The sequence below is a fragment of the Paenibacillus sp. NPDC101420 genome, from assembly GCF_050277435.1.
In the GTDB taxonomy this organism is placed as follows: Bacteria; Bacillota; Bacilli; order Paenibacillales; family Paenibacillaceae; genus Paenibacillus_AQ.
On sequence record NZ_JBNNSE010000004.1, the window covers coordinates 413,419 to 431,717 of the forward strand.

Consider the following 18,299-nt stretch of genomic DNA (forward strand, 5'->3'; position numbering starts at 1 on the left):
AGGTGGATAACCCTAGCCTGCCATTTTTTATATTAGAATTAGTAACTTCTGTATCTCCGATACCTGCTACGGCGGGGTTTGAACAATAACCAGATGCTGTAAAGAAGCAGGAGGCCTGCTGTAATCATTCCGGTTAAATAGACATCGTTGGTCTCTTTGTGTTCCAAGGCAATCGCAATGAAGGCCCACACGAATACGAGTGGATAAATGCTATCTCGGTAAGGATAGCTGACCACAATTGCAAGTAGAGTTCCTACGCAGAGCATGATAACGCCCCAGGTGCTACCGCTAAGACCCCAACCTCCCCAATGATTCTTTTCTAGAACAACGCTGATGTTCACGATAGTAGCCACAGAGATCCAGCCAAGGTATATACTAAAGGGTAGCTTCATCAGCCATTTCTCGCCTGAGGTAGGATTAGCGATCAAACGTGTTTTTCGGTAAATGACAATCAGTGTGATTAACATCAGCACCATAGCAACCAGAGAGAGCTCAATGTATAAGTATTGCCAAAGGAAGAGCCAACTCATATTAAAAATACAGCTCAGAACAAACCAGAACTGAACCGCCCGCACAGAATCTCTAGAGGCTGTATAGGAGCGGAATTGATAAATAATGAAGCCGGCTAACAGTAGATAAATCAATGACCAGATGGAAAACGCGTAACCGGCAGGTGTGATGTAGGTCTGATATTTATCAGAGATTTCTCCAGTGCTGTGCCCGCCTAATGGTAAGGTGACCGAGAGCACATTCACGATAATCACACCTAAAAAGAACAGAAGATTCCACCATTTATAAGGATTATAACGTCTCAAAGAATTCACTCCCTAGCTTTTAATAGGGTGATGCTTACTTAGAATATACCCGCTTTCGGCACAATTAAGACTATAAACAAGAAAAGAAGTGACTAGCGAGTCATAATGTTCATGGATAGTATGGTAGTGGTGAAGGGTATTTTACGATAGTGGCTAGAACATTTATTAAAAATATGCTGAAATGAATCAAATTCATGGGTGTTTCTACGTACTTCAACTTTATTTGTATAAAAATCTACAGAAAATATGCAGAAACGTTTTTAAATCAGCGCTTTTTCGTATAAGATGAAGAGATGAAGATTCAAGAGCAGATAAGTTTTATCCTAGTTCTTTATCCTTATATTTCTTACAGGAGTGTATCTCATCTCTAAAAGGATGGAGAAACTACTTCTACTTGTATAGCTTCAAAATTTATTTCTCGCGAAAAAGGTTGCAGTTACCACCTGATGGTGGCGGACTGGTTCTTTTTTGCTTGCTTAAAAGACAGGAGATCACCGATGACTAAGCATCTTTATGCAATATGGTTGGGGGATGTGTTATTTTGCTTCTCTGGCGAAACTTCGGAGCCGAAGGTTGACGCTTGGACCCGAGTGGTGAAGCGGCTGGAGCTGCAGGGAGGAGTTCGCCCTTTTGCGAGTGCTGCTCTGCGACTCGCAGAAGTGAAATATCCGGCTCCTCCTGTAGAGGGGAAGCCAGCACGCCGTGGATTGCCCGGAAGAACATTCGAAGGGCTCGCCTTAGTCCCTAGCGATGCATTTGAACTGCTTCTGGCATGGGATGAGACGTTATGCCGAGATCAGGGAGTAGAGCCTGGAGGCGAATTGCGCTATTGGGCGGCAGCAGCCCGCTTTGCGCTGGAATTGATGGGTACTGGCGGCGTTACGCCAGGAGCCTTGCCCCCACGTCCGGTAGGTTCACGCCGTCGTGGTGGTGAACAAGCAGCAACGGTCTGCTGGTCTCCAGCTTTTCGAAAGCAGGAGGATAAGGAGATCTTTCTGCAGCTGGCGTCGTCCATGCCGGTATTGGCCTTAGGGACGCATATAGCTGAAGCGGGGGATTTATCTTCGAGGGAAGAGGCAGGCGCCTATGTGCTTTACTCCTTTATGCAGGCGGTAATGACTGCAGAGATAAAGAAAGTGATTGCGGGTATTGAAAGTGAACTTACCCCTTACAAAGCCAATTATCGCCGGGGTTACTCCCCTTTAACTGAGCTGTGGTGGAATAGTCTTCTTACAGGCAGCCGGGATATACCCGTGCAGGGAACGCAAGCAGAGGTGACAGATCTTCTGGCTACTGTGAATGAGACAGCTGGTAGCGATGTGCCGCAATCGGAACCTGAAGAAGCGCGGAGTGGACAGCTGGGTCTTGGGCTACGTCTTGAGCCCCCTGGAGATAATGAAGAAATCTGGCGGTTAACCTTCTGGGCGGAGAACAAGGAAGAAGGGGAATTCTGGATTCCGGCAAAATCGATTTGGAGCAGTAAGGAACGAGAGTTTACGTTATGGGGGAAACGCTATCGAAATATACAGCAGCAGCTTCTTATAGCGCTGGGCCGAGCGGCAAGAATCTCTCCAGACATAGAGCGCGCTCTTTCTATGCCTGCACCTACGGGAGCAGATTTGGAACCAGAGCGTCTTTATTTCTTTTTGAAGGAGACGGTGCAGCAGCTGCGTGAGCGTGGAATAACCGTGCAGATGCCATCGCGCTGGAGCCGTGAGGGACGCCGCCGGATTGGCATGAAAATGAAAATGCAGCCGGTAGTGAGTGGGATCGATAGTCCTGCTCCAGTGGCTCTTGGGATGGAAGAGCTGATTTCATTTCGCATTGAAGCCTCACTTGGGGAGAGTACAATCAGTGAAGAAGAACTAAACGCACTAGTGGAGGCAGGCGTACCCTTTGTACGTTTCCGCGGAGAATGGATTGAGGTAGATCCTAAAGAAATTCGCCAGGTTCTTAGATATATGAAACGCCATGAAAATGGGGAAATGACCGCAGCCGATTGGATGCGTCTAGAGGCTGAGGATGGTGAAGAGCGGCTCTGGAAAGGGATGTCGGTCACGGGGATGGAAACATCCGGACTATTGTCATCGCTGATGCGGGGCGACATATTGCGTAATCTTCCAGTGCGTGCCGTACCTGAAGGTCTGCACGGCACCCTGAGACCTTATCAGGAGCGCGGCTATCAATGGCTCTCCGTTCTCAGTGGTCTGGGATTTGGGGTGTGTCTGGCCGATGACATGGGTCTCGGTAAGACGGTGCAGGTCATTACCTGCCTGCTGGACCGCGCTTTAAGTGCTCCACCTGAAGAGAAGCAGGAGCCTGTCTTGATTCTATGCCCAACCTCACTTTTGGGGAACTGGCAGCGGGAATTGCAGCGCTTTGCGCCTTCTCTTAAAGTTCACATTCATCATGGTGGACGCCGAGTGCGGGGGGATAGCTTTTTAGAACTGGCTGCCAGTCATGATATTGTATTGACGACCTATCATTTAGCAGGTCGTGACAGTGAGGATTTAGCGAATGTTCAGTGGTCCACTGTGGTGCTGGATGAAGCTCAGTATATTAAGAATCATCGGACAAAACAGGCGCAAAGTGTGATGAAGCTATCAGCGCCGCATCGCATAGCTATGACGGGGACACCAGTAGAGAACAGACTAGGTGAGTTATGGTCTATTTTTCACTTTTTAAACCCGGGCTATTTAGGAACCTACCATTCCTTCCGGCAGCGGTATGTATCTGGAGAGGGTGGAGAACGACTGCGGGAATTGCATCGCTTGGTATCACCATTCTTGTTGCGCCGCTTGAAAAGCGATCCGGATATCTCTAAAGATTTACCGGAAAAGCTGGAGCTGAAGTCTTATTGTCCGCTGACGGAAACACAGGCAGTCCTATATCAGGGTGTCGTGGATGAAATGCTTGGCGTGATTGGAGAGAGTAGCGGGATGGCTCGCAGAGGACTCGTGCTGTCTTCTCTAACGAAATTGAAGCAGATTTGTAATCATCCTCAGCTATTCCGCAAAGAAGAAGGCAGGGGTCCGCGAAGTGAGCATTCCGGTAAAATGGAAGTCATGTTCGAGATTCTGGATAGCATTGCGGAGGTCGGAGAATCTGTGTTGATCTTTACTCAATATGTAGCGATGGGTGAGCTCTTGGTTAGCAAGCTGACTAAGCGTTATGGAACAGCGCCGCTATTCTTACACGGCGGAATTCCAAAACGAGAGCGCGACGAGATGGTTCATGATTTTCAAGAGGGAAAAGGCCCATCCTTCTTCGTACTTTCTTTAAAAGCGGGTGGTGTAGGGTTGAACCTTACAAGAGCTAATCATGTCATCCATTATGACCGTTGGTGGAATCCGGCAGTCGAGAATCAGGCGACAGACCGGGCATTCCGAATTGGTCAGGATAAAAATGTTCAAGTGCATAAGTTGATTTGCCAAGGAACGTTGGAAGAACGTATTGATGAATTGATTGAGCGTAAGAAGAATCTTTCCGAGCAGGTTGTTGGCTCTGGCGAAACATGGTTGACTGAGATGTCCAATCATGAGCTGAAGGAACTTATTGAACTGCAGGATCAGGACTGGATGTAAGACAGATATGAGTGTTACGGAGGGATCGAACAATGAGTGAACGGTTAGAGATGCGGCTGGAAGTTGTGCCTGGATTAGTAAAAGCAGCATGGTCGGTGCTACCTGGGAAAGTGACGGGAGGGTCTCGGTCGAAGGGTGAATTGAACGCCAGTGCGCCTTCTCAGGAACAACAAGCGGATCGACCTCTCTCTCTGAAGGTTCCGGTATGGCATGCTTCCCGAAGAAAAGAAATATTACGAAGTCTGGCACTAAGTCCCGGGGAAGTATTTGCCCTGCTGCAAGGACGTTTGACGGGTGAGCTGGCAGAGCTTGAGCTTCTACCTACGGATAGTGAGCTGGAGCAAGCCCTTTTTGAGGGTGAGGGTTTGGAGCATAAGGCGGAAACTTTGAAGCTTATTAAAGAACGTCTTGCTGAAGAGCCACTGCTGGCACTTTCGCTGAGAGGATTTACTAAAGGAGAGCTCTTGGACGGAATTTTTGCCCTTTGGGCTGAAGGGGATATTTCTAGCGGCGAAGCTGAAACAGAGGAAGAAGAGGCCTCGGTTAGTGAACTTTCTACAGAATTGGCTCGGCTTGAACGCAAGGGTCCGGCCATTTCCTCTGGCGAATGGCTGGCAGAAGCGGCTGCTGAGGGTTCTCTACATCAGCCTGGGCCACAGTTCCATGAGATTGCGGCTAGACCGTTTCCTTCGCCGGTAGTAGTAGCTGAAGTTACAGAAGACTGGGGAACGTTGCTACCGCAGACACCTAAAGCCATTGAGGGATTAACTTTGATTATGCAGCGGGTTGCAGAAGCGTCTGCACGTCGGGCGAATAAGGGTCTGATTAAGCGGTAAGTGAAAATACGAAAGAGGCTGTCTCAAAAGTAGTGAATGCTACTCTTGAAACAGCCTCTTGTTTTGCCTAATTATCTAACAGAGTATCTGGTTAGTTATTCTAATGCTGACCAGCAGGAGGCAATTCTCCTTCTGAAAGCTCTAGAATTTCGCGGCGAAGACGAAGCATTTTTTGATCTAGTTCATCAGCGGCGCGCGCGGCTTCTTTCAGTTCCTCAGCGACATGCGAAGGCAACTGCTTATCGAATTTATAATACAGAATATGTTCCATGCTTGCCCAAAAGTCCATAGCTAGGGTGCGCAGCTGGATCTCAGCCTTGACCCAGCGTGTTCCTTCCAGCAGGACGAGTGGGATACCGACTATAAGATGAAGGCTTTGATATCCGTTTGGTTTAGGATGAGCTATATAATCTTTAATCTCAAGCACGCGGATGTCTTCGCGTGTACTAAGATGATCTACTAAACGGTATATATCTTTAACGAAGGCACATACAATCCGCATTCCGGCAATATCGTGAATGTATTGCTCCATATTTTCCAAGCTGAAACCGTAGCCTTTGCGCTCCATCTTTTGAAGAATGCTCTTTGGTTCTTTGATCCGGCATTTGACATGTTCGATGGGACTGAAGCCGTCGCGGGATTGCCATTCCGTCTTGATCACATCAATTTTATTCTGAAGATCATTTAACGCGTGGCGATAGAGTGCCGGTAAGGCTTCGAACTCGTTAACCAGTTTAGCGAAATCCTCGTTGCTGTTACCTTGCCACTGTTGCAGATCCTTTACGTGTACCTGTAGCTGACTAAGCGTAAGCTGTGTGCTCTCATGTTCTTCCACTGAAACTCTCCCGATTTCGTTATTTGTGATAATTCTATTTTAACCGATGTAGAACCCCTGACGCAAAATTACATTCAAAATTAGGAAATATAACCCATAAGTGTAAGAGGGAAGTGGCTTAAATCAATTAGTATGGATTTTATAGGAACATTCTCCTCTAAATCGCGTATTAAAGCACATTAATGAATCTACTCGATACATTTGGTATGATAGAAACACGTATCGCTGGAGAGGGAGGAACTGTAATGAGTTTTATCAAAAAAATTAAAGATAGCGCGAGCCGGGTTACCGAAAAAGCCCAAAACTCAGTAGAGATCGGCAAGCTGAACGGACTTATTTCCGACGTTGAACAAGAGATGGAAGTTGAATTTACGAAAATGGGCAGACTTTTTTATGAAGGATATCGTTCAAAGGATATGTCGGTAGCTGAAGGTAAAATGGTGGAGCTGTCCCGTAACTGTTCCAAACTTCAGGAAAAAATCGAAGTCCTGCGGACACGAATTGCTGAGCTGAAAAATGAGCGGTTATGTTCATGTGGTCATATTGTGGCGCTTGATGCAAACTTTTGTCCGAAATGCGGAAGTAAGCTGGAGCCATTGTCCGCTTCGAGAAGGGTGCCTTCTACACCGGTATTTGTTCAATCTGTGAATGAAGATGACGAAGATCAATATTATGGTGCAGATGAGCTTACGGATGAAGAGAAGGAAATTGCAATGAAGCTGCACCCGCAGAGTGTCGTATATGCTGAAGTTCAGCATCCGGATGATGAGCTGCCACTTGAAGAATATAAGGTGAGCGAGCAAGATATTGAGCGGGAACGTAAACAAGCCGAGCAGCTGGAACGGGAAAGAAAAAGACAGCTTGAACTAGACCGTCGCTTCGGCGAATGGCACAAGAATGAGCACCAGGAGGAATCTGCGGTCACTGAGGACCATGGTGTACGAGATATGATCCAGTGCCAAATCTGTCGGAACGAATTACCTAAGGGCTCCTTATGGTGCCCGCGATGTGGGTCAGAGCAAATATAGTACGGATTTCAGTCAGCTTAGGGGGACAACAAGATGGAACAGCTGCTGCTGCATCTGCGCAATCTGGGCTTCACGGAGATGGAGTCCAAAATTATGGTAGAGCTTGCGACAAAAGGTCAGGCTTCTGGCTATGAGGTTGCCAAACAGCTCGGAGTTTCAAGATCGAATGTGTATGCGGCGTTACAACGCCTTACGCAGCAGGGATATGTACGATGTGGCGAAGGAGAACCTGCGCGGTACAGTGTTCTCAATCCAGAGGAGCTTGCGACCATGATCTCGGGACGGGTTCAAGCTTCACTGGCTTATATGGAAAGTGAGATGCCTCGCGGTGGACCTGTTAGCCCTTCGTTTTATAATGTGGAAGGTGACCGCAATGTATTGGGCGCTCTTATTCGCCAACTTAATATGGCTGAGCAAGAGATCGTAGTGGATATGTGGCGTGAGGAAGCGTCACTTCTACGGAGTGAACTTGAACAGGCGGAGTTGCGTGGCGTTAGACTCTTGTGGGCGTTTGATGGTGGCAATGCTGCTCCTGCCGCCTATCCGGTATGGCCGCCTCTCGGAAGAGATACTCAGCGAACAGATGGACGGAAGTTCTCATTCGTGATCGATCGGAGCTGGTGTATGCTCGGGATGCGCTATGAAGATGGATCGGCACAAGCGGTTGTAACCGAGCACCCGGTGTTAGTAGATCTGCTATTGAATCATTTTGCACAGGAAATGGTGCTGTTCGAGCTGGAGCAGGATATGGGCGCAGAATTAGAAGAACGTTATGGTGAGCGTTACAGCAAAATTCACAGCAAATATGTGATGCATGATCCAGGCGATGATGGGGAAGAACAGGCGCAGTAGCTATTACAGGGAGGTGAAAAGCATGGAATGTATCGTACATTTTGAAGTGGTGCATGAGGATGGTCCTAAAAAATTGCGTGGACTGCTGTTTCTGGATAAAGGAGCAAGTCCCGGAGAAGCAGAGCTAGTTGAAATGTTCAAGGACATGAAATTTAACGTGAGACTGGAAGATCGCGAGAAATTGATCTTTAAACCGGTAAATCCGGGCGATTTCGTGGAGATCCGAATTACGGGTTATGATAATGGGCAAGAAAAGAGCAAGGATGACCATAATTTAAAATCTATCGTTGGAAATTTATTGCCACAAAAACCGACAGGTCTATAAAGTGGGGAGAAAGGATTCATTGATGGGAGAAGGAGGAGCACTATGGAGCTGTTGAGACAAAAGGTGTTAAAAGAAGGTATTGTACTCGGGCAAGGCGTGCTCAAGGTAGATTCTTTTCTGAATCATCAGATGGACCCCTTTCTAATGCGTGAGGTTGGCCGTGAGTTTACCCGCCGTTTTTCCGGCGAAGAGATTACGAAGGTACTGACGATTGAATCTTCGGGAATTGCTCCGGGGATTATGACGGCATTAGAGCTGGAGGTTCCGCTGATTTTTGCCCGTAAGCAGAAATCGTTGACGCTGACAGAGGATATTTATGTAGAAAAGGTTTACTCCTTCACGAAGAAAGAAACGAATGAAATTACCGTTTCCAAGAAGTTCATTGCTCCGGGTGAGCGAGTTCTGATTGTTGATGATTTTTTGGCGAATGGCGAAGCCGCCTTCGGACTTGCTCGTATTGTTGAGCAGGCAGGAGGAAGTGTGGTTGGGATTGGTATCGTGATCGAAAAAGCGTTCCAGCCAGGAAATCGGTTACTGCAGGAAGCTGGTTACCGGGTAGAATCACTCGTGCGAATCGCTTCACTGGAGGACGGAAGAATCTCTTTCGTGGAAGAAGAGGAAGGGCTACTTAGCTAAGACTCTTTGGTGTAGATTGGGATGAAGTTAACACAAAACAGCAAGAGACAGGTTTATAAGCCTGTCTCTTGCTGTTTTTTTTGTGATGCACGGGTATGGATTACCCGTTGCTACCGCATGCCGCTGCAGGATCGGCGTGGCGCTGCGCGCTAACCGCCGCCAGCGGCGAGAGCACCCGCAGCGCCCCTGACTCGCAGCGCACGGCAAGCGGCCCTTTGCCGAAGCTCTCGCCATCGCCGATCGCCGGCCGGGCCTCTGCGAAGTTGACGGCTACGCTACGTCCACGCAGCATCGACACGAAGGGCAACGCTACATGCTTGCCCTTCAGTACCGTTGGGAACAGCCGCAGCAGCTGCCCGCGGCTGCACCCGTGCACGACGCAGACGTCGAGCTGGCCGTCATCGGCCTTCGCCTGCGGGCAGATCAAGAGCCCGCCGCCGTAGCTGGGCAGGTTGCAGACCGAGACCAGCCATGCCTTTTCAAAGACGTGCTCCGTCCCGTCGCACGCAACACTCACCCGGCATGGCTTAAACGTCATCAGCGTATGCAATATGCCGATGATATAAGCCAGTTGGCCTGCGCCAATGGCATTGCACAGCCGTTTGTAACGGCTGGCATTCACATTCTCGGCCACCTGAGCATCAAAGCCGTTGGCAACGGCTGTTAAAGTCAGTCCGTTTGCGCCTGAGATCAGATCGGCTTCGATATACCGTTCGCTAAGTGCAGCTTCCAGCGCGGCTTCAGTCGAAAGCGGAATACCGAAGCCGCGTGCGGAGTCGTTACCGGAGCCGGCAGGGATGATTGCCATGGGAATATCTTTGCCACGAAGGGCACCCAAAATGCTGTGCAGCGTGCCATCGCCGCCGATTACAATCGCGGCTTTCCAGTCCTCACGGTGTTTAAGTGTATTTAGAACGAGAGCTTCTGTACCCTCTGCGCTATGCGTAAACAAGGTCGTATATGGCAGCATCCGCTCTTTCATGAGCGCCTCTACAGTATGCCAGGTCCGCCCGCCTGCGCCCCCGCCGGAACGCGGGTTTATGATGAATAGATACATTTAAATTCCTCCAGCCTGTAGAATTCCGTTGATGCCCGTCTTTCCATTGTAAGGAGTGGATAGGCAAAAGGGAATACTTTTCAGCGATAAGAGGTGTTAGTTCAGCGGTGTTTATAGATGCCGAATCTGACTTTCTGCGATATCCCCAACCCAAGGGAGCTTATACCATCTGCTGCTTAAAGCTTGATAGATCATAAGCAGCCATATAGCAAAGCTGCAAAGAGAAAGGATTGCACTCAACAGGGAACCGAGAAAAGGGATAAATCCGGTTAGGACATGGAGAATCATCAGCACGCCGAACGTAAGCAGTGATTGCAACGCGTGGAACAGCACGAAGCGGTTGCGTTTCTCCAGAGCGAGAAAGACAACACCGCCGATAAAAGGGAAAAAATAGCACAGCGCGCCCGCAATATTATCGGGCAATCCGGTGGATGATTTGAAAGGGGACAAAGGGCTCACTCTCCTTCTACTTGGAGAAGAAGGGGGTTAGTTCGCTACTCCTTCTTCCTTAAAAGCCTATGACTTGTCAGGAAAAAGTATGTTTAGCTCATTGTGGGTATAATATACTTTTCCAACAGCTTGCGGGGGTTCTTCCAATTGTTTGTCTTACTCTCTGCTGTAAAGACCACTACCGTATCTAACTTGGGTAGGAGAAGGATTTGCTGTCCGCCATGACCGTGGGCAAGCTTGTAGGGTTGGCCGCTCATCGTACCTACCCAGAACTGATATCCGTAATCTCCAAAAGCCGGGTATCCCGTAGTCTGTGCAGTTAGTGCTTCTTGCAGCCAATGCTTCGGAATGATCTGCTGTTTTGCAAATACGCCGTTATTAAGCAGACATATACCAAATTTAGCCATATCTCTTGAGTTTAAGTACAGACCAATATGTCCCATACTATGTCCTTCGGGACTCGGTAACCAAGCCGTGTGAGTCATTCGGAGAGGGCTAAATAAATGCTCAGCAGCATAGGTGAATGCATCAAGACCTGTGGATTCACTAAGGATCATCGAAATCAGATGGGTGTCGATACTACGGTATTGAAATTGACCGATATGTTCCGGAATTATGTTCATACTAAGAGCAAAGGAACCCCAGCGGCGACTACGATGGAGATTCCGGACGAAAGGCTCCCCCAGCTTCTTGCCCGTGATCCAGCTAAATCCGGAAGTCATGGTAAGCAGATGACGGAGAGTGATTTTTGATAAATGAGGGGAGTGCAGGTATGGAACATGCTTACGAAGTACCTTGGAAACCAAGACATCGATATCAGGGATATCTCCCCGATCGATAGCGATTCCGGTAATTGCGCTGATAAAGCTTTTAGTCGCAGATCGAAGATCATTTAATGCCCCGGCATGATGGTTGCCGTAATAACGTTCAAAGATGAGCTTGCCATGGCGAGCAATAAGCATACTATGCATCTTTGGATATTCTTTCTGAATAGCATAATCAGCTTGTTCAAGACCCTCACGGCGCGTTGCAGTTTCCTCGGGTAGCGCGGTAGTCATCGCGGGAACTACGTTATAAGATGAAGTCAGTAATGGTGTAGGTTGGCCCATAATGATCTCCTTTTCTTGCTGTGGTATGTGCTAGGTGTGGCCTGCTATAGAGCATATTGTATTTTAACCCGACACGAGCAATATGACTTACGAAGAACATTGTAAAAAAATAAAAAATTTCCAATTAGCACATTTTACAAGGAAAGGTGGAAGTTGGACCGGAATATGATACAATATAACGATAAGGCCCGAAAGGGGTGATTCAGTAAGTGGCTCTTCGGGTAATAAAAGTGTCAAGGAGCTTTCGTTCAACAGGCGTCCTTACTCTCAGCCCAAATCACGACGAACCTGCTTCACCGGCGAACCAGTATCTCAAGGCTTTGAAGCTTTGAATTTTACGTTTTGGCGGATAATGCAAGCCACGTATGTGTAATGGTTGCTTCACTTGCATTCGAGGTTACGGCGTACTTTTCATCATGCATTCTCTACAACGGAGCATTCATTTTCAATGTTTTGGGAGGGAACTGATCATGGCAAGTAAAGGTCATAACGAAGTCAAGGAAAGTTTACGGGAAATGACACGTATTTTCCGGCCCAAAGATCCCAAGAAATTCGTAAAGGAGTACGTCCGAAAATATCGGATTACCGGAGGCTATGAAGAAGAACTGACCATGGTCGTGGAGCATGAGCTGGTAAAGATGAATTCATCCGTCTCCTAGCTAACAGATACGAGTGTCACTTACTTTTGACATCATTTTGAGTAATAACATCCACGAGGATTCTTATAAACCGTGCCCGAGCAGCGTTTGTTGCAGGAATCGGTTTTTTTTGTATGTACATTTATGAATAAGAAATATTGTCTCTCATAAAATAGTCAAATGAATTAATAGACACATTTCACAATGAATGCGCTTTAACGATCATTTTTTATTTGATTGCGTTTTCAAAAAATGCGCATAAATGCAGGTGGGACAAGGAATTATTATGTCGAAAATTACAATGTGAACTAGTTGTGAACGATTGACAAAACTTTCCCTTAAACTTATATTAATAGTGATTGTTATAATTGACAGAAAAAAACAGGAACCTACGAAATCGGGAAAAGCGGGGTAGATCAATGATGAAAACGTGGCAGGCTGTAAAGCGACTCCTTCCCATGACCGCTATGTTTGGTCTCTTTCTTGCCGGGTGCGGCCGTGAGGACTTGTCAGTGCTCAGACCACAGGGGCCTCAGGCGGAAATGTCTTATGGATTAATGGAGCTGTCGATCAGTATTATGATCGTCGTGTTGCTGATTGTCTTTACGATTGCAGCTTATGTACTGATCCGTTTCCGTCGAAAGCCGGGTCAGAATGAAATCCCTGAGCAGGTTGAGGGTAGCATCAAGCTTGAGATTCTCTGGACGGTCATTCCGCTTATCCTCGTAGTGGTACTGGCAGTTCCAACGGTGAAAGCAGTGTTCGCCGCAGGAGATGATCATGCCAATGACAAGGATGCGATTAAGGTTAAAGTAACCGGCCACCAATATTGGTGGGGGTTTGAGTATACCGATTACAAGGTGACTACAGCGCAGGATCTGATTATTCCAGTGGGCAAAGATATTGCTTTTGAACTGGAGACTAAAGATGTGCTGCACTCCTTCTGGGTCCCTTCCCTTTCCGGTAAAATCGACACCAACCCAGCCGGGACGATTAACCGCTTCAGCTTCAGTGCACCTAATGAAGGCGTTTACCGTGGCAAATGTGCGGAACTATGCGGGCCGTCTCATGGATTCATGGAATTTAAGGTGAAATCGGTTAGTGAACAAGATTTTCAGAAGTGGATAGATTCGATGAAAGCACCCGTAGCTGTGCTGCCAGAGGATCCTGCTTTAGCTGAGAAGTTCAAAGCGGCGTGTCTGACTTGCCACGCTGTAGGTGATCAAGGGATTAATAATGCGCCGAACTTGACCGGAATTGGTTCGCGGGAGTCGATTGCAGGGATCCTGCTCAACGACGACACGAGGGAGGATGGTGCACCAATTGAGGAGAATCTCAAAACATGGCTGCATGATCCACAATCCGTAAAACCGGGCAATCTGATGCCTAACCCCAAAGATCTAGGCCTAAGTGATGCGGAGATTGATGGCATTGCTGAGTATCTGGCCAACTATAAGCTGGACTAATGCCTTAGCCTAAAGGCGGGCGGAACTTTCGAAAAAGGGGGTACGAACTTTGGCTCAAGCAGCGCATACCTTGAATTCATCCAAGCCTCTGGGGCATGGCCACAATGTGAAGCGCCATACAGGACTTATGGATTGGCTAACAACCGTCGATCATAAAAAAATCGCAATTTTGTACCTATGGGCCGGAGGATTATTTTTTGGTATCGGCGGAATTGAAGCACTTCTGATTCGCTGGCAACTCATCAAACCAATGAATAATTTTTTGGATGCCCAAACGTTTAATGAACTTATTACCATGCATGGTACGACGATGATATTCCTCGGCGTCATGCCAATCATCTTCGCCTTAATGAATGCCGTCATACCGCTACAAATCGGTGCACGTGACGTAGCCTTTCCTTTTCTAAATGCACTTGGCTTCTGGACCTTCCTGTTCGGCGGAATTCTACTGAATCTCAGCTGGATAATGGGTGGCGCTCCTGATGCCGGATGGACCTCCTACACCCCACTATCTACGAGTACATACAGCACTACACACGGTGTAGACTTTTATACGATTGGTCTTCAAATTGCCGGATTAGGTACCCTCATCGGGGGGATTAACTTTCTAGCCACGATCATTACGATGCGCGCGCCGGGAATGACCTACATGCGGATGCCGATGTTTGCTTGGACTACATTTATTACTTCCGCAATTATTCTGTTTGCATTTCCAGCAGTTACAGTAGGTTTAGTACTGCTGACATTCGACCGGATACTTGGAGCCAATTTCTTCGAGGTTGGGGCTGGGGGTAATCCGGTGCTCTGGCAACATATCTTCTGGATATTTGGTCATCCAGAAGTATATATCCTCATTCTGCCTGCCTTCGGAATTATATCGGAGGTTATCCCGACTTTTTCACGGAAGCGATTGTTCGGGTATAGCTCAATGGTGTTCGCTACCATCCTGATTGCCTTCCTGGGCTTCATGGTTTGGGCTCACCATATGTTCACTACCGGACTTGGGCCGGTAGCTAATGCGTTGTTCTCTGTATCGACGATGTTGATTGCGGTTCCGACAGGAATCAAGATTTTTAACTGGTTGTTCACGATGTGGGGCGGGCAAGTACGTTTCACGACACCAAACCTGTTCGCGGCAGGATTCATTCCTACCTTTACGATGGGTGGCGTCACTGGCGTCATGCTGGCTTCTGCGCCTGCTGACTTTCAGTTCCATGATACGTATTTTGTTGTAGCACATTTTCACTACGTTATTGTGGGCGGCTTGGTGCTTGGCCTGTTTGCAGGTCTGCATTACTGGTGGCCGAAGATGTTTGGTCGGATGCTAAGTGAGAAGCTGGGCAAATGGACCTTCTGGACGTTTATCATCGGATTCCATCTGACATTCTTTGTACAGCATTTCCTTGGACTCATGGGGATGCAACGTCGGGTATTCACGTATTTGCCGAATCAGCAATTCGATTTGCTGAATTTAGTCAGTACAATCGGTGCTGGATTGATGAGTGTGGGCATGATTATATTCTTGGTTAACATCTATCTAACTTCAAGAAGACCGGCGGATGCAGCTAATGATCCTTGGGAGGATGGACGTACACTAGAATGGACGATTCCTTCACCACCACCAGAATATAACTTCAAGCAAACCCCACTTATCCGTGGTATTGATGCATTCTGGAAAGAAAAGATGGCAGGAAATAAAGGCATGACTCCGGCAGAACCGGTCGGCTCGATCCATATGCCGTCTGCAACTATATTGCCGTTTACTATGTCTGTTGGAATTTTCATCGCTGGACTTGGCTTCATGTTCAGTCGGGATGACTTCGGCAACGCCTTTATGAGCTTTATGTTTAATAATTATATCGTTACAGCCATCGGTCTTATCATCACGTTTGGATCTATGCTGTTGCGTTCGCTGTATGATGATCATGGATGGCATATTGAACCTGAAGAGCTGGAAGGAAGTGAGCGGACATGACAACGGCACATGCAGAAGCTTCTAAGGAAGAATTTCCTCACGAGCCGGAAAAAGCTACGCTCGAAGGACGAAACAAGGTTCTTGCCTTTTGGTTGTTTCTAGGTGGGGAAGCGGTATTGTTCGGTACGTTGTTCGCTACGTTCCTCGCATTGCGTAATCAGACGAATGAGGGGCCATCGGCGAATGAATTGTTTCACTTGCCGCTTGTAGCTGCTGCAACATTCATTCTTTTGGTAAGCAGTCTGACGAGTGTATTCGCTATCCAAGCGATGCATAGGAACCGTCCGGCTGTGCTTCGTAACTGGCTTTTGGTAACTGTAGCCTTAGGGCTTGGCTTCCTGATTCTGGAGATCTATGAGTTTACTCAATATGTGAGACACGAAGACTTCGGAATGACTACAAGTGCATTTAGTTCGGCATTCTATACATTAGTAGGATTCCACGGTGCGCACGTAGCTTTCGGGATTGCATGGATCGCCATCCTGATTGGGCAACTCATGCGTAAAGGATTAACCGTAGTTACTGCACCAAAAGTGTATGTGTCAGCCATGTACTGGCATTTTATTGATGTGGTATGGGTCTTCATCTTTACGGTTGTATACCTACTTGGAAAGGTGGGCTAGACACTATGACGACAGATCAGCATGTGCCAGAGAATGACGGGTATAAGCATCGTCATCGGCATGAAGGGCCACAGAGGCATATTGTTGTCTTTATACTGTCCATTGTCTTGACCTTAATTGCTTTCGCCGCTGTTGCGGCTGGAGGGGTGAATGCCACCTTTGCGGTTATTCTACTCCTGGTGATGGCAGTCATTCAGGTCATTGTGCAGATGGGCTTCTGGATGCACCTGAAAGATAAAGGACATCTAATACCGATTATCTTCATGCTGGGTGGTTTTTTTACCGCCGGTACCTGTATTATTATGTCGCTGTATTGGGTTTGGTGGAATTAACGGACTATAAAGAAAGAGGCGGGCTGAGATGCCCCCTCTTTTTGGTGTTTAACTAGATCCTGCGCTAGGAGGGGTTAGGGTTATGCTCGGATTACAATATTTTAGCTTTGCAGAACTATGGAGCCCGCTTTTTCTGGCGGTCATGCTGCTGCTGACGGCGGGTTATTTCGTTTGGATTGGTCCGATTGATGGACTTCATGCCGATTCAGTTCCGGTTCCATTCTGGCGAAGAGCACTATTTGTGTGCGGAATGCTTGCGCTTTATCTTGCACAAGGCGGTCCTGTTAGTCTATTAGGACATATGATGTTTTCCTTCCACATGGTTAGTATGGCCTTGTCATACCTAGTGGCGGTGCCGCTGATTATGCTGGGGATTCCAGATTTTATCTGGCGCAGCATATTGAGAGTAAATCCATTTCGCCGGTTGTCTTTTTTAGCTCGACCGGTGGTAGCTGCTCTACTGTTTAATGGACTATTTTCCTTGTACCATATTCCTGTTATCCATGATTATGTGATGCTGCATTTTACCGTTCACCGAATCTACTATATTGTTTTATTCCTAACAGCTGCCTTAATGTGGTGGACATTGATCAATCCGTTACCGGAGCGTCGAATGGCGAGTGGACTGGGCAAGATTGGGTTTATTTTTCTAAACATGGTATTGCTGACACCAGCTTGCGGACTGATTATTTTTGCAGATCAACCGCTCTATGCTACTTACAGTGATCCGGAGACTTGGGCACTTGCCATGGGCTATTGTATATCGGGTGATCCTTCTGCCTTACTTCAGAATTTTGGGGGTCCTGCGTTCTTTTCATTGTTGTCACCAAAAGTGGATCAGCAGGTGGGAGGTATCGCGATGAAGTTCATTCAGGAATTTATTTTTGCCTCTATGCTTGCTTATGTGTTCTATCATTGGTATAAAAAAGAGAACGGACAAGAGGGCGATGAATTATCGACGCCTTCCTCAGCACTCGAGGAGAGCACCTTGACCCGTGCATAACTGGTAGACTGCCAAGGAGGAGAATCATGGATATTTTTACGGTGTTTCCAACTATTAGCACATCGTTCATCGTGCTTAGTGCGGTGCTCGTAGCTATTGGCTGGTGGCTCATCATTAAGGGCAAACGCGAGGCGCACAAGAAGACGATGATTGCTGCCGCAATCGCCGCGCTCCTGTTTTTTATTGTTTACGTATCTAGAACGTTGTTTGTGGGAAACACCTCATGGGGTGGTCCTGATGAACTTCAGACGATTTATCAAGTGTTTCTGATCTTCCATATCGTGCTGGCAACGGTAGCTGCGGTATTCGGACTTACTACGTTAACTCTTGGATTTAAGGCGAAGTACTCCAAGCACCGTAAGTGGGGCAGAGTAACATCTATAATCTGGTTCATTACTGCGATTACTGGCGTTATGGTGTATGTGCTGCTTTATGTTCTGTATCCAGGTGGACACACCAAGCCAGTGTGGGAAGTTATTTTGGGCGCGTAAGATAGTTGCGTGAAAAGAGCTTGTGATTGGCATGTGAAAAGAGCATGTGAATATGCGTGCGAATCGTACGTGAATTTGTGTGAATAGTAATGAAATAAGCCTATGCATCTGCTCGTTCCTAAATAGGGATGATGGATAACGGGCTTATTTTAGTTTATGGAGTTGGGGGAGTGCTGAAGTTGTAAAATTGAACTGTGAAATCACTTGTGATATGAACAGTGGCGTGATGTGAAGCATTCTATTT

The 18,299-nt window shown here is 47.3% G+C and carries 18 protein-coding genes; 13 read left to right on the forward strand and 5 right to left on the reverse strand.

All coding sequences use genetic code 11. The annotated features are described in order from the left end of the window. Window positions 1-38: 38 nt before the first annotated feature. The gene (locus ACQKMP_RS19720; RefSeq protein ID WP_427470553.1) at window positions 39-815 is read right to left on the reverse strand and encodes a TspO/MBR family protein; all 777 of its coding nucleotides are present in this window, start codon (window positions 813-815) and stop codon (window positions 39-41) included. A gap of 497 nt (window positions 816-1,312) precedes the next feature. Here ACQKMP_RS19720 and ACQKMP_RS19725 point away from each other — a divergent pair, with 497 nt between their 5' ends. Both ACQKMP_RS19725 and ACQKMP_RS19730 read left to right on the forward strand, forming a co-directional pair. Next, window positions 1,313-4,399: a DEAD/DEAH box helicase gene (locus tag ACQKMP_RS19725; RefSeq protein ID WP_339244540.1), complete on the forward strand. Its 3,087-nt coding sequence runs from the start codon at window positions 1,313-1,315 to the stop codon at window positions 4,397-4,399. A gap of 32 nt (window positions 4,400-4,431) precedes the next feature. Further along, window positions 4,432-5,235, forward strand: coding sequence for a hypothetical protein (locus tag ACQKMP_RS19730; RefSeq protein WP_340973943.1), 804 nt, complete (start codon window positions 4,432-4,434; stop codon window positions 5,233-5,235). A gap of 100 nt (window positions 5,236-5,335) precedes the next feature. Here ACQKMP_RS19730 and ACQKMP_RS19735 read toward each other — a convergent pair whose 3' ends face one another. Beyond that, on the reverse strand, window positions 5,336-6,010 hold the full coding sequence (locus ACQKMP_RS19735; RefSeq protein ID WP_042193221.1) for a GTP pyrophosphokinase: 675 nt from the start codon (window positions 6,008-6,010) through the stop codon (window positions 5,336-5,338). Between the two features lie 305 nt (window positions 6,011-6,315). Here ACQKMP_RS19735 and ACQKMP_RS19740 point away from each other — a divergent pair, with 305 nt between their 5' ends. Genes ACQKMP_RS19740 through ACQKMP_RS19755 form a run of 4 tightly spaced genes read left to right on the forward strand, consistent with a single transcriptional unit; the run spans window position 6,316 to window position 8,911 of the window. Beyond that, window positions 6,316-7,098, forward strand: a complete 783-nt coding sequence (locus tag ACQKMP_RS19740; RefSeq protein WP_427470555.1) for a zinc ribbon domain-containing protein — start codon at window positions 6,316-6,318, stop codon at window positions 7,096-7,098. A gap of 33 nt (window positions 7,099-7,131) precedes the next feature. Beyond that, on the forward strand, window positions 7,132-7,950 hold the full coding sequence (locus tag ACQKMP_RS19745) for a TrmB family transcriptional regulator (protein ID WP_339244544.1): 819 nt from the start codon (window positions 7,132-7,134) through the stop codon (window positions 7,948-7,950). 22 nt (window positions 7,951-7,972) lie between these two features. Further along, complete coding sequence (locus ACQKMP_RS19750; RefSeq protein ID WP_042184527.1) at window positions 7,973-8,275, forward strand: hypothetical protein; 303 nt, start codon at window positions 7,973-7,975, stop codon at window positions 8,273-8,275. Between the two features lie 42 nt (window positions 8,276-8,317). Then, complete coding sequence (locus ACQKMP_RS19755) at window positions 8,318-8,911, forward strand: xanthine phosphoribosyltransferase (RefSeq protein WP_042123794.1); 594 nt, start codon at window positions 8,318-8,320, stop codon at window positions 8,909-8,911. Window positions 8,912-9,011: 100 nt separating this feature from the next. Here the strand turns inward: ACQKMP_RS19755 and ACQKMP_RS19760 are convergent, their stop codons facing one another. The 3 genes from ACQKMP_RS19760 to ACQKMP_RS19770 form a co-directional block, all read right to left on the reverse strand. Next, window positions 9,012-9,968, reverse strand: a complete 957-nt coding sequence (locus tag ACQKMP_RS19760) for a diacylglycerol/lipid kinase family protein (RefSeq protein WP_427470558.1) — start codon at window positions 9,966-9,968, stop codon at window positions 9,012-9,014. 111 nt (window positions 9,969-10,079) lie between these two features. Further along, a complete protein-coding gene (locus ACQKMP_RS19765; protein ID WP_060626766.1) occupies window positions 10,080-10,418 on the reverse strand; it encodes a DUF4870 domain-containing protein in 339 nt (112 codons plus the stop codon). 92 nt (window positions 10,419-10,510) lie between these two features. Next, on the reverse strand, window positions 10,511-11,527 hold the full coding sequence (locus ACQKMP_RS19770; protein WP_042184532.1) for a serine hydrolase domain-containing protein: 1,017 nt from the start codon (window positions 11,525-11,527) through the stop codon (window positions 10,511-10,513). Between the two features lie 470 nt (window positions 11,528-11,997). Between ACQKMP_RS19770 and ACQKMP_RS19775 the strand changes: the two genes are divergently transcribed. The 7 genes from ACQKMP_RS19775 to ACQKMP_RS19805 all read left to right on the forward strand — a co-directional run bounded on the left by ACQKMP_RS19775 (window position 11,998) and on the right by ACQKMP_RS19805 (window position 18,055). Beyond that, on the forward strand, window positions 11,998-12,186 hold the full coding sequence (locus ACQKMP_RS19775) for a hypothetical protein (RefSeq protein ID WP_042123803.1): 189 nt from the start codon (window positions 11,998-12,000) through the stop codon (window positions 12,184-12,186). A 398-nt stretch (window positions 12,187-12,584) separates the two neighbouring features. Then, window positions 12,585-13,631, forward strand: coding sequence for a cytochrome c oxidase subunit II (gene coxB, locus ACQKMP_RS19780; protein ID WP_427470561.1), 1,047 nt, complete (start codon window positions 12,585-12,587; stop codon window positions 13,629-13,631). Window positions 13,632-13,758: 127 nt separating this feature from the next. Further along, entirely contained in the window at window positions 13,759-15,606 is a 1,848-nt protein-coding gene (gene ctaD / locus ACQKMP_RS19785) for a cytochrome c oxidase subunit I (RefSeq protein WP_042193223.1), read from the forward strand. Beyond that, on the forward strand, window positions 15,603-16,229 hold the full coding sequence (locus ACQKMP_RS19790; RefSeq protein ID WP_042184533.1) for a cytochrome (ubi)quinol oxidase subunit III: 627 nt from the start codon (window positions 15,603-15,605) through the stop codon (window positions 16,227-16,229). The genes ctaD and ACQKMP_RS19790 overlap by 4 nt, the downstream gene beginning before the upstream one ends. Before the next feature lie 5 nt (window positions 16,230-16,234). After that, window positions 16,235-16,561, forward strand: coding sequence for a cytochrome C oxidase subunit IV family protein (locus ACQKMP_RS19795; RefSeq protein ID WP_042184535.1), 327 nt, complete (start codon window positions 16,235-16,237; stop codon window positions 16,559-16,561). Window positions 16,562-16,643: 82 nt separating this feature from the next. After that, a complete protein-coding gene (ctaG, locus tag ACQKMP_RS19800; protein ID WP_042184537.1) occupies window positions 16,644-17,564 on the forward strand; it encodes a cytochrome c oxidase assembly factor CtaG in 921 nt (306 codons plus the stop codon). A gap of 26 nt (window positions 17,565-17,590) precedes the next feature. Further along, complete coding sequence (locus ACQKMP_RS19805) at window positions 17,591-18,055, forward strand: DUF420 domain-containing protein (protein ID WP_042123812.1); 465 nt, start codon at window positions 17,591-17,593, stop codon at window positions 18,053-18,055. Window positions 18,056-18,299: the final 244 nt, after the last annotated feature.

What these genes read in the sequence shown, in the direction of transcription:
- ACQKMP_RS19725 (WP_339244540.1), top strand. Translation starts at nt 1,313, where the DNA reads ATGACTAAGCATCTTTATGCAATATGGTTGGGGGATGTGTTATTTTGC.
- ACQKMP_RS19730 (WP_340973943.1), top strand. Translation starts at nt 4,432, where the DNA reads ATGAGTGAACGGTTAGAGATGCGGCTGGAAGTTGTGCCTGGATTAGTA.
- ACQKMP_RS19740 (WP_427470555.1), top strand. Translation starts at nt 6,316, where the DNA reads ATGAGTTTTATCAAAAAAATTAAAGATAGCGCGAGCCGGGTTACCGAA.
- ACQKMP_RS19745 (WP_339244544.1), top strand. Translation starts at nt 7,132, where the DNA reads ATGGAACAGCTGCTGCTGCATCTGCGCAATCTGGGCTTCACGGAGATG.
- ACQKMP_RS19750 (WP_042184527.1), top strand. Translation starts at nt 7,973, where the DNA reads ATGGAATGTATCGTACATTTTGAAGTGGTGCATGAGGATGGTCCTAAA.
- ACQKMP_RS19755 (WP_042123794.1), top strand. Translation starts at nt 8,318, where the DNA reads ATGGAGCTGTTGAGACAAAAGGTGTTAAAAGAAGGTATTGTACTCGGG.
- ACQKMP_RS19760 (WP_427470558.1), bottom strand. Translation starts at nt 9,968, where the DNA reads ATGTATCTATTCATCATAAACCCGCGTTCCGGCGGGGGCGCAGGCGGG.
- ACQKMP_RS19770 (WP_042184532.1), bottom strand. Translation starts at nt 11,527, where the DNA reads ATGGGCCAACCTACACCATTACTGACTTCATCTTATAACGTAGTTCCC.
- ACQKMP_RS19775 (WP_042123803.1), top strand. Translation starts at nt 11,998, where the DNA reads ATGGCAAGTAAAGGTCATAACGAAGTCAAGGAAAGTTTACGGGAAATG.
- coxB (WP_427470561.1), top strand. Translation starts at nt 12,585, where the DNA reads ATGATGAAAACGTGGCAGGCTGTAAAGCGACTCCTTCCCATGACCGCT.
- ctaD (WP_042193223.1), top strand. Translation starts at nt 13,759, where the DNA reads ATGGATTGGCTAACAACCGTCGATCATAAAAAAATCGCAATTTTGTAC.
- ACQKMP_RS19790 (WP_042184533.1), top strand. Translation starts at nt 15,603, where the DNA reads ATGACAACGGCACATGCAGAAGCTTCTAAGGAAGAATTTCCTCACGAG.
- ACQKMP_RS19795 (WP_042184535.1), top strand. Translation starts at nt 16,235, where the DNA reads ATGACGACAGATCAGCATGTGCCAGAGAATGACGGGTATAAGCATCGT.
- ctaG (WP_042184537.1), top strand. Translation starts at nt 16,644, where the DNA reads ATGCTCGGATTACAATATTTTAGCTTTGCAGAACTATGGAGCCCGCTT.
- ACQKMP_RS19805 (WP_042123812.1), top strand. Translation starts at nt 17,591, where the DNA reads ATGGATATTTTTACGGTGTTTCCAACTATTAGCACATCGTTCATCGTG.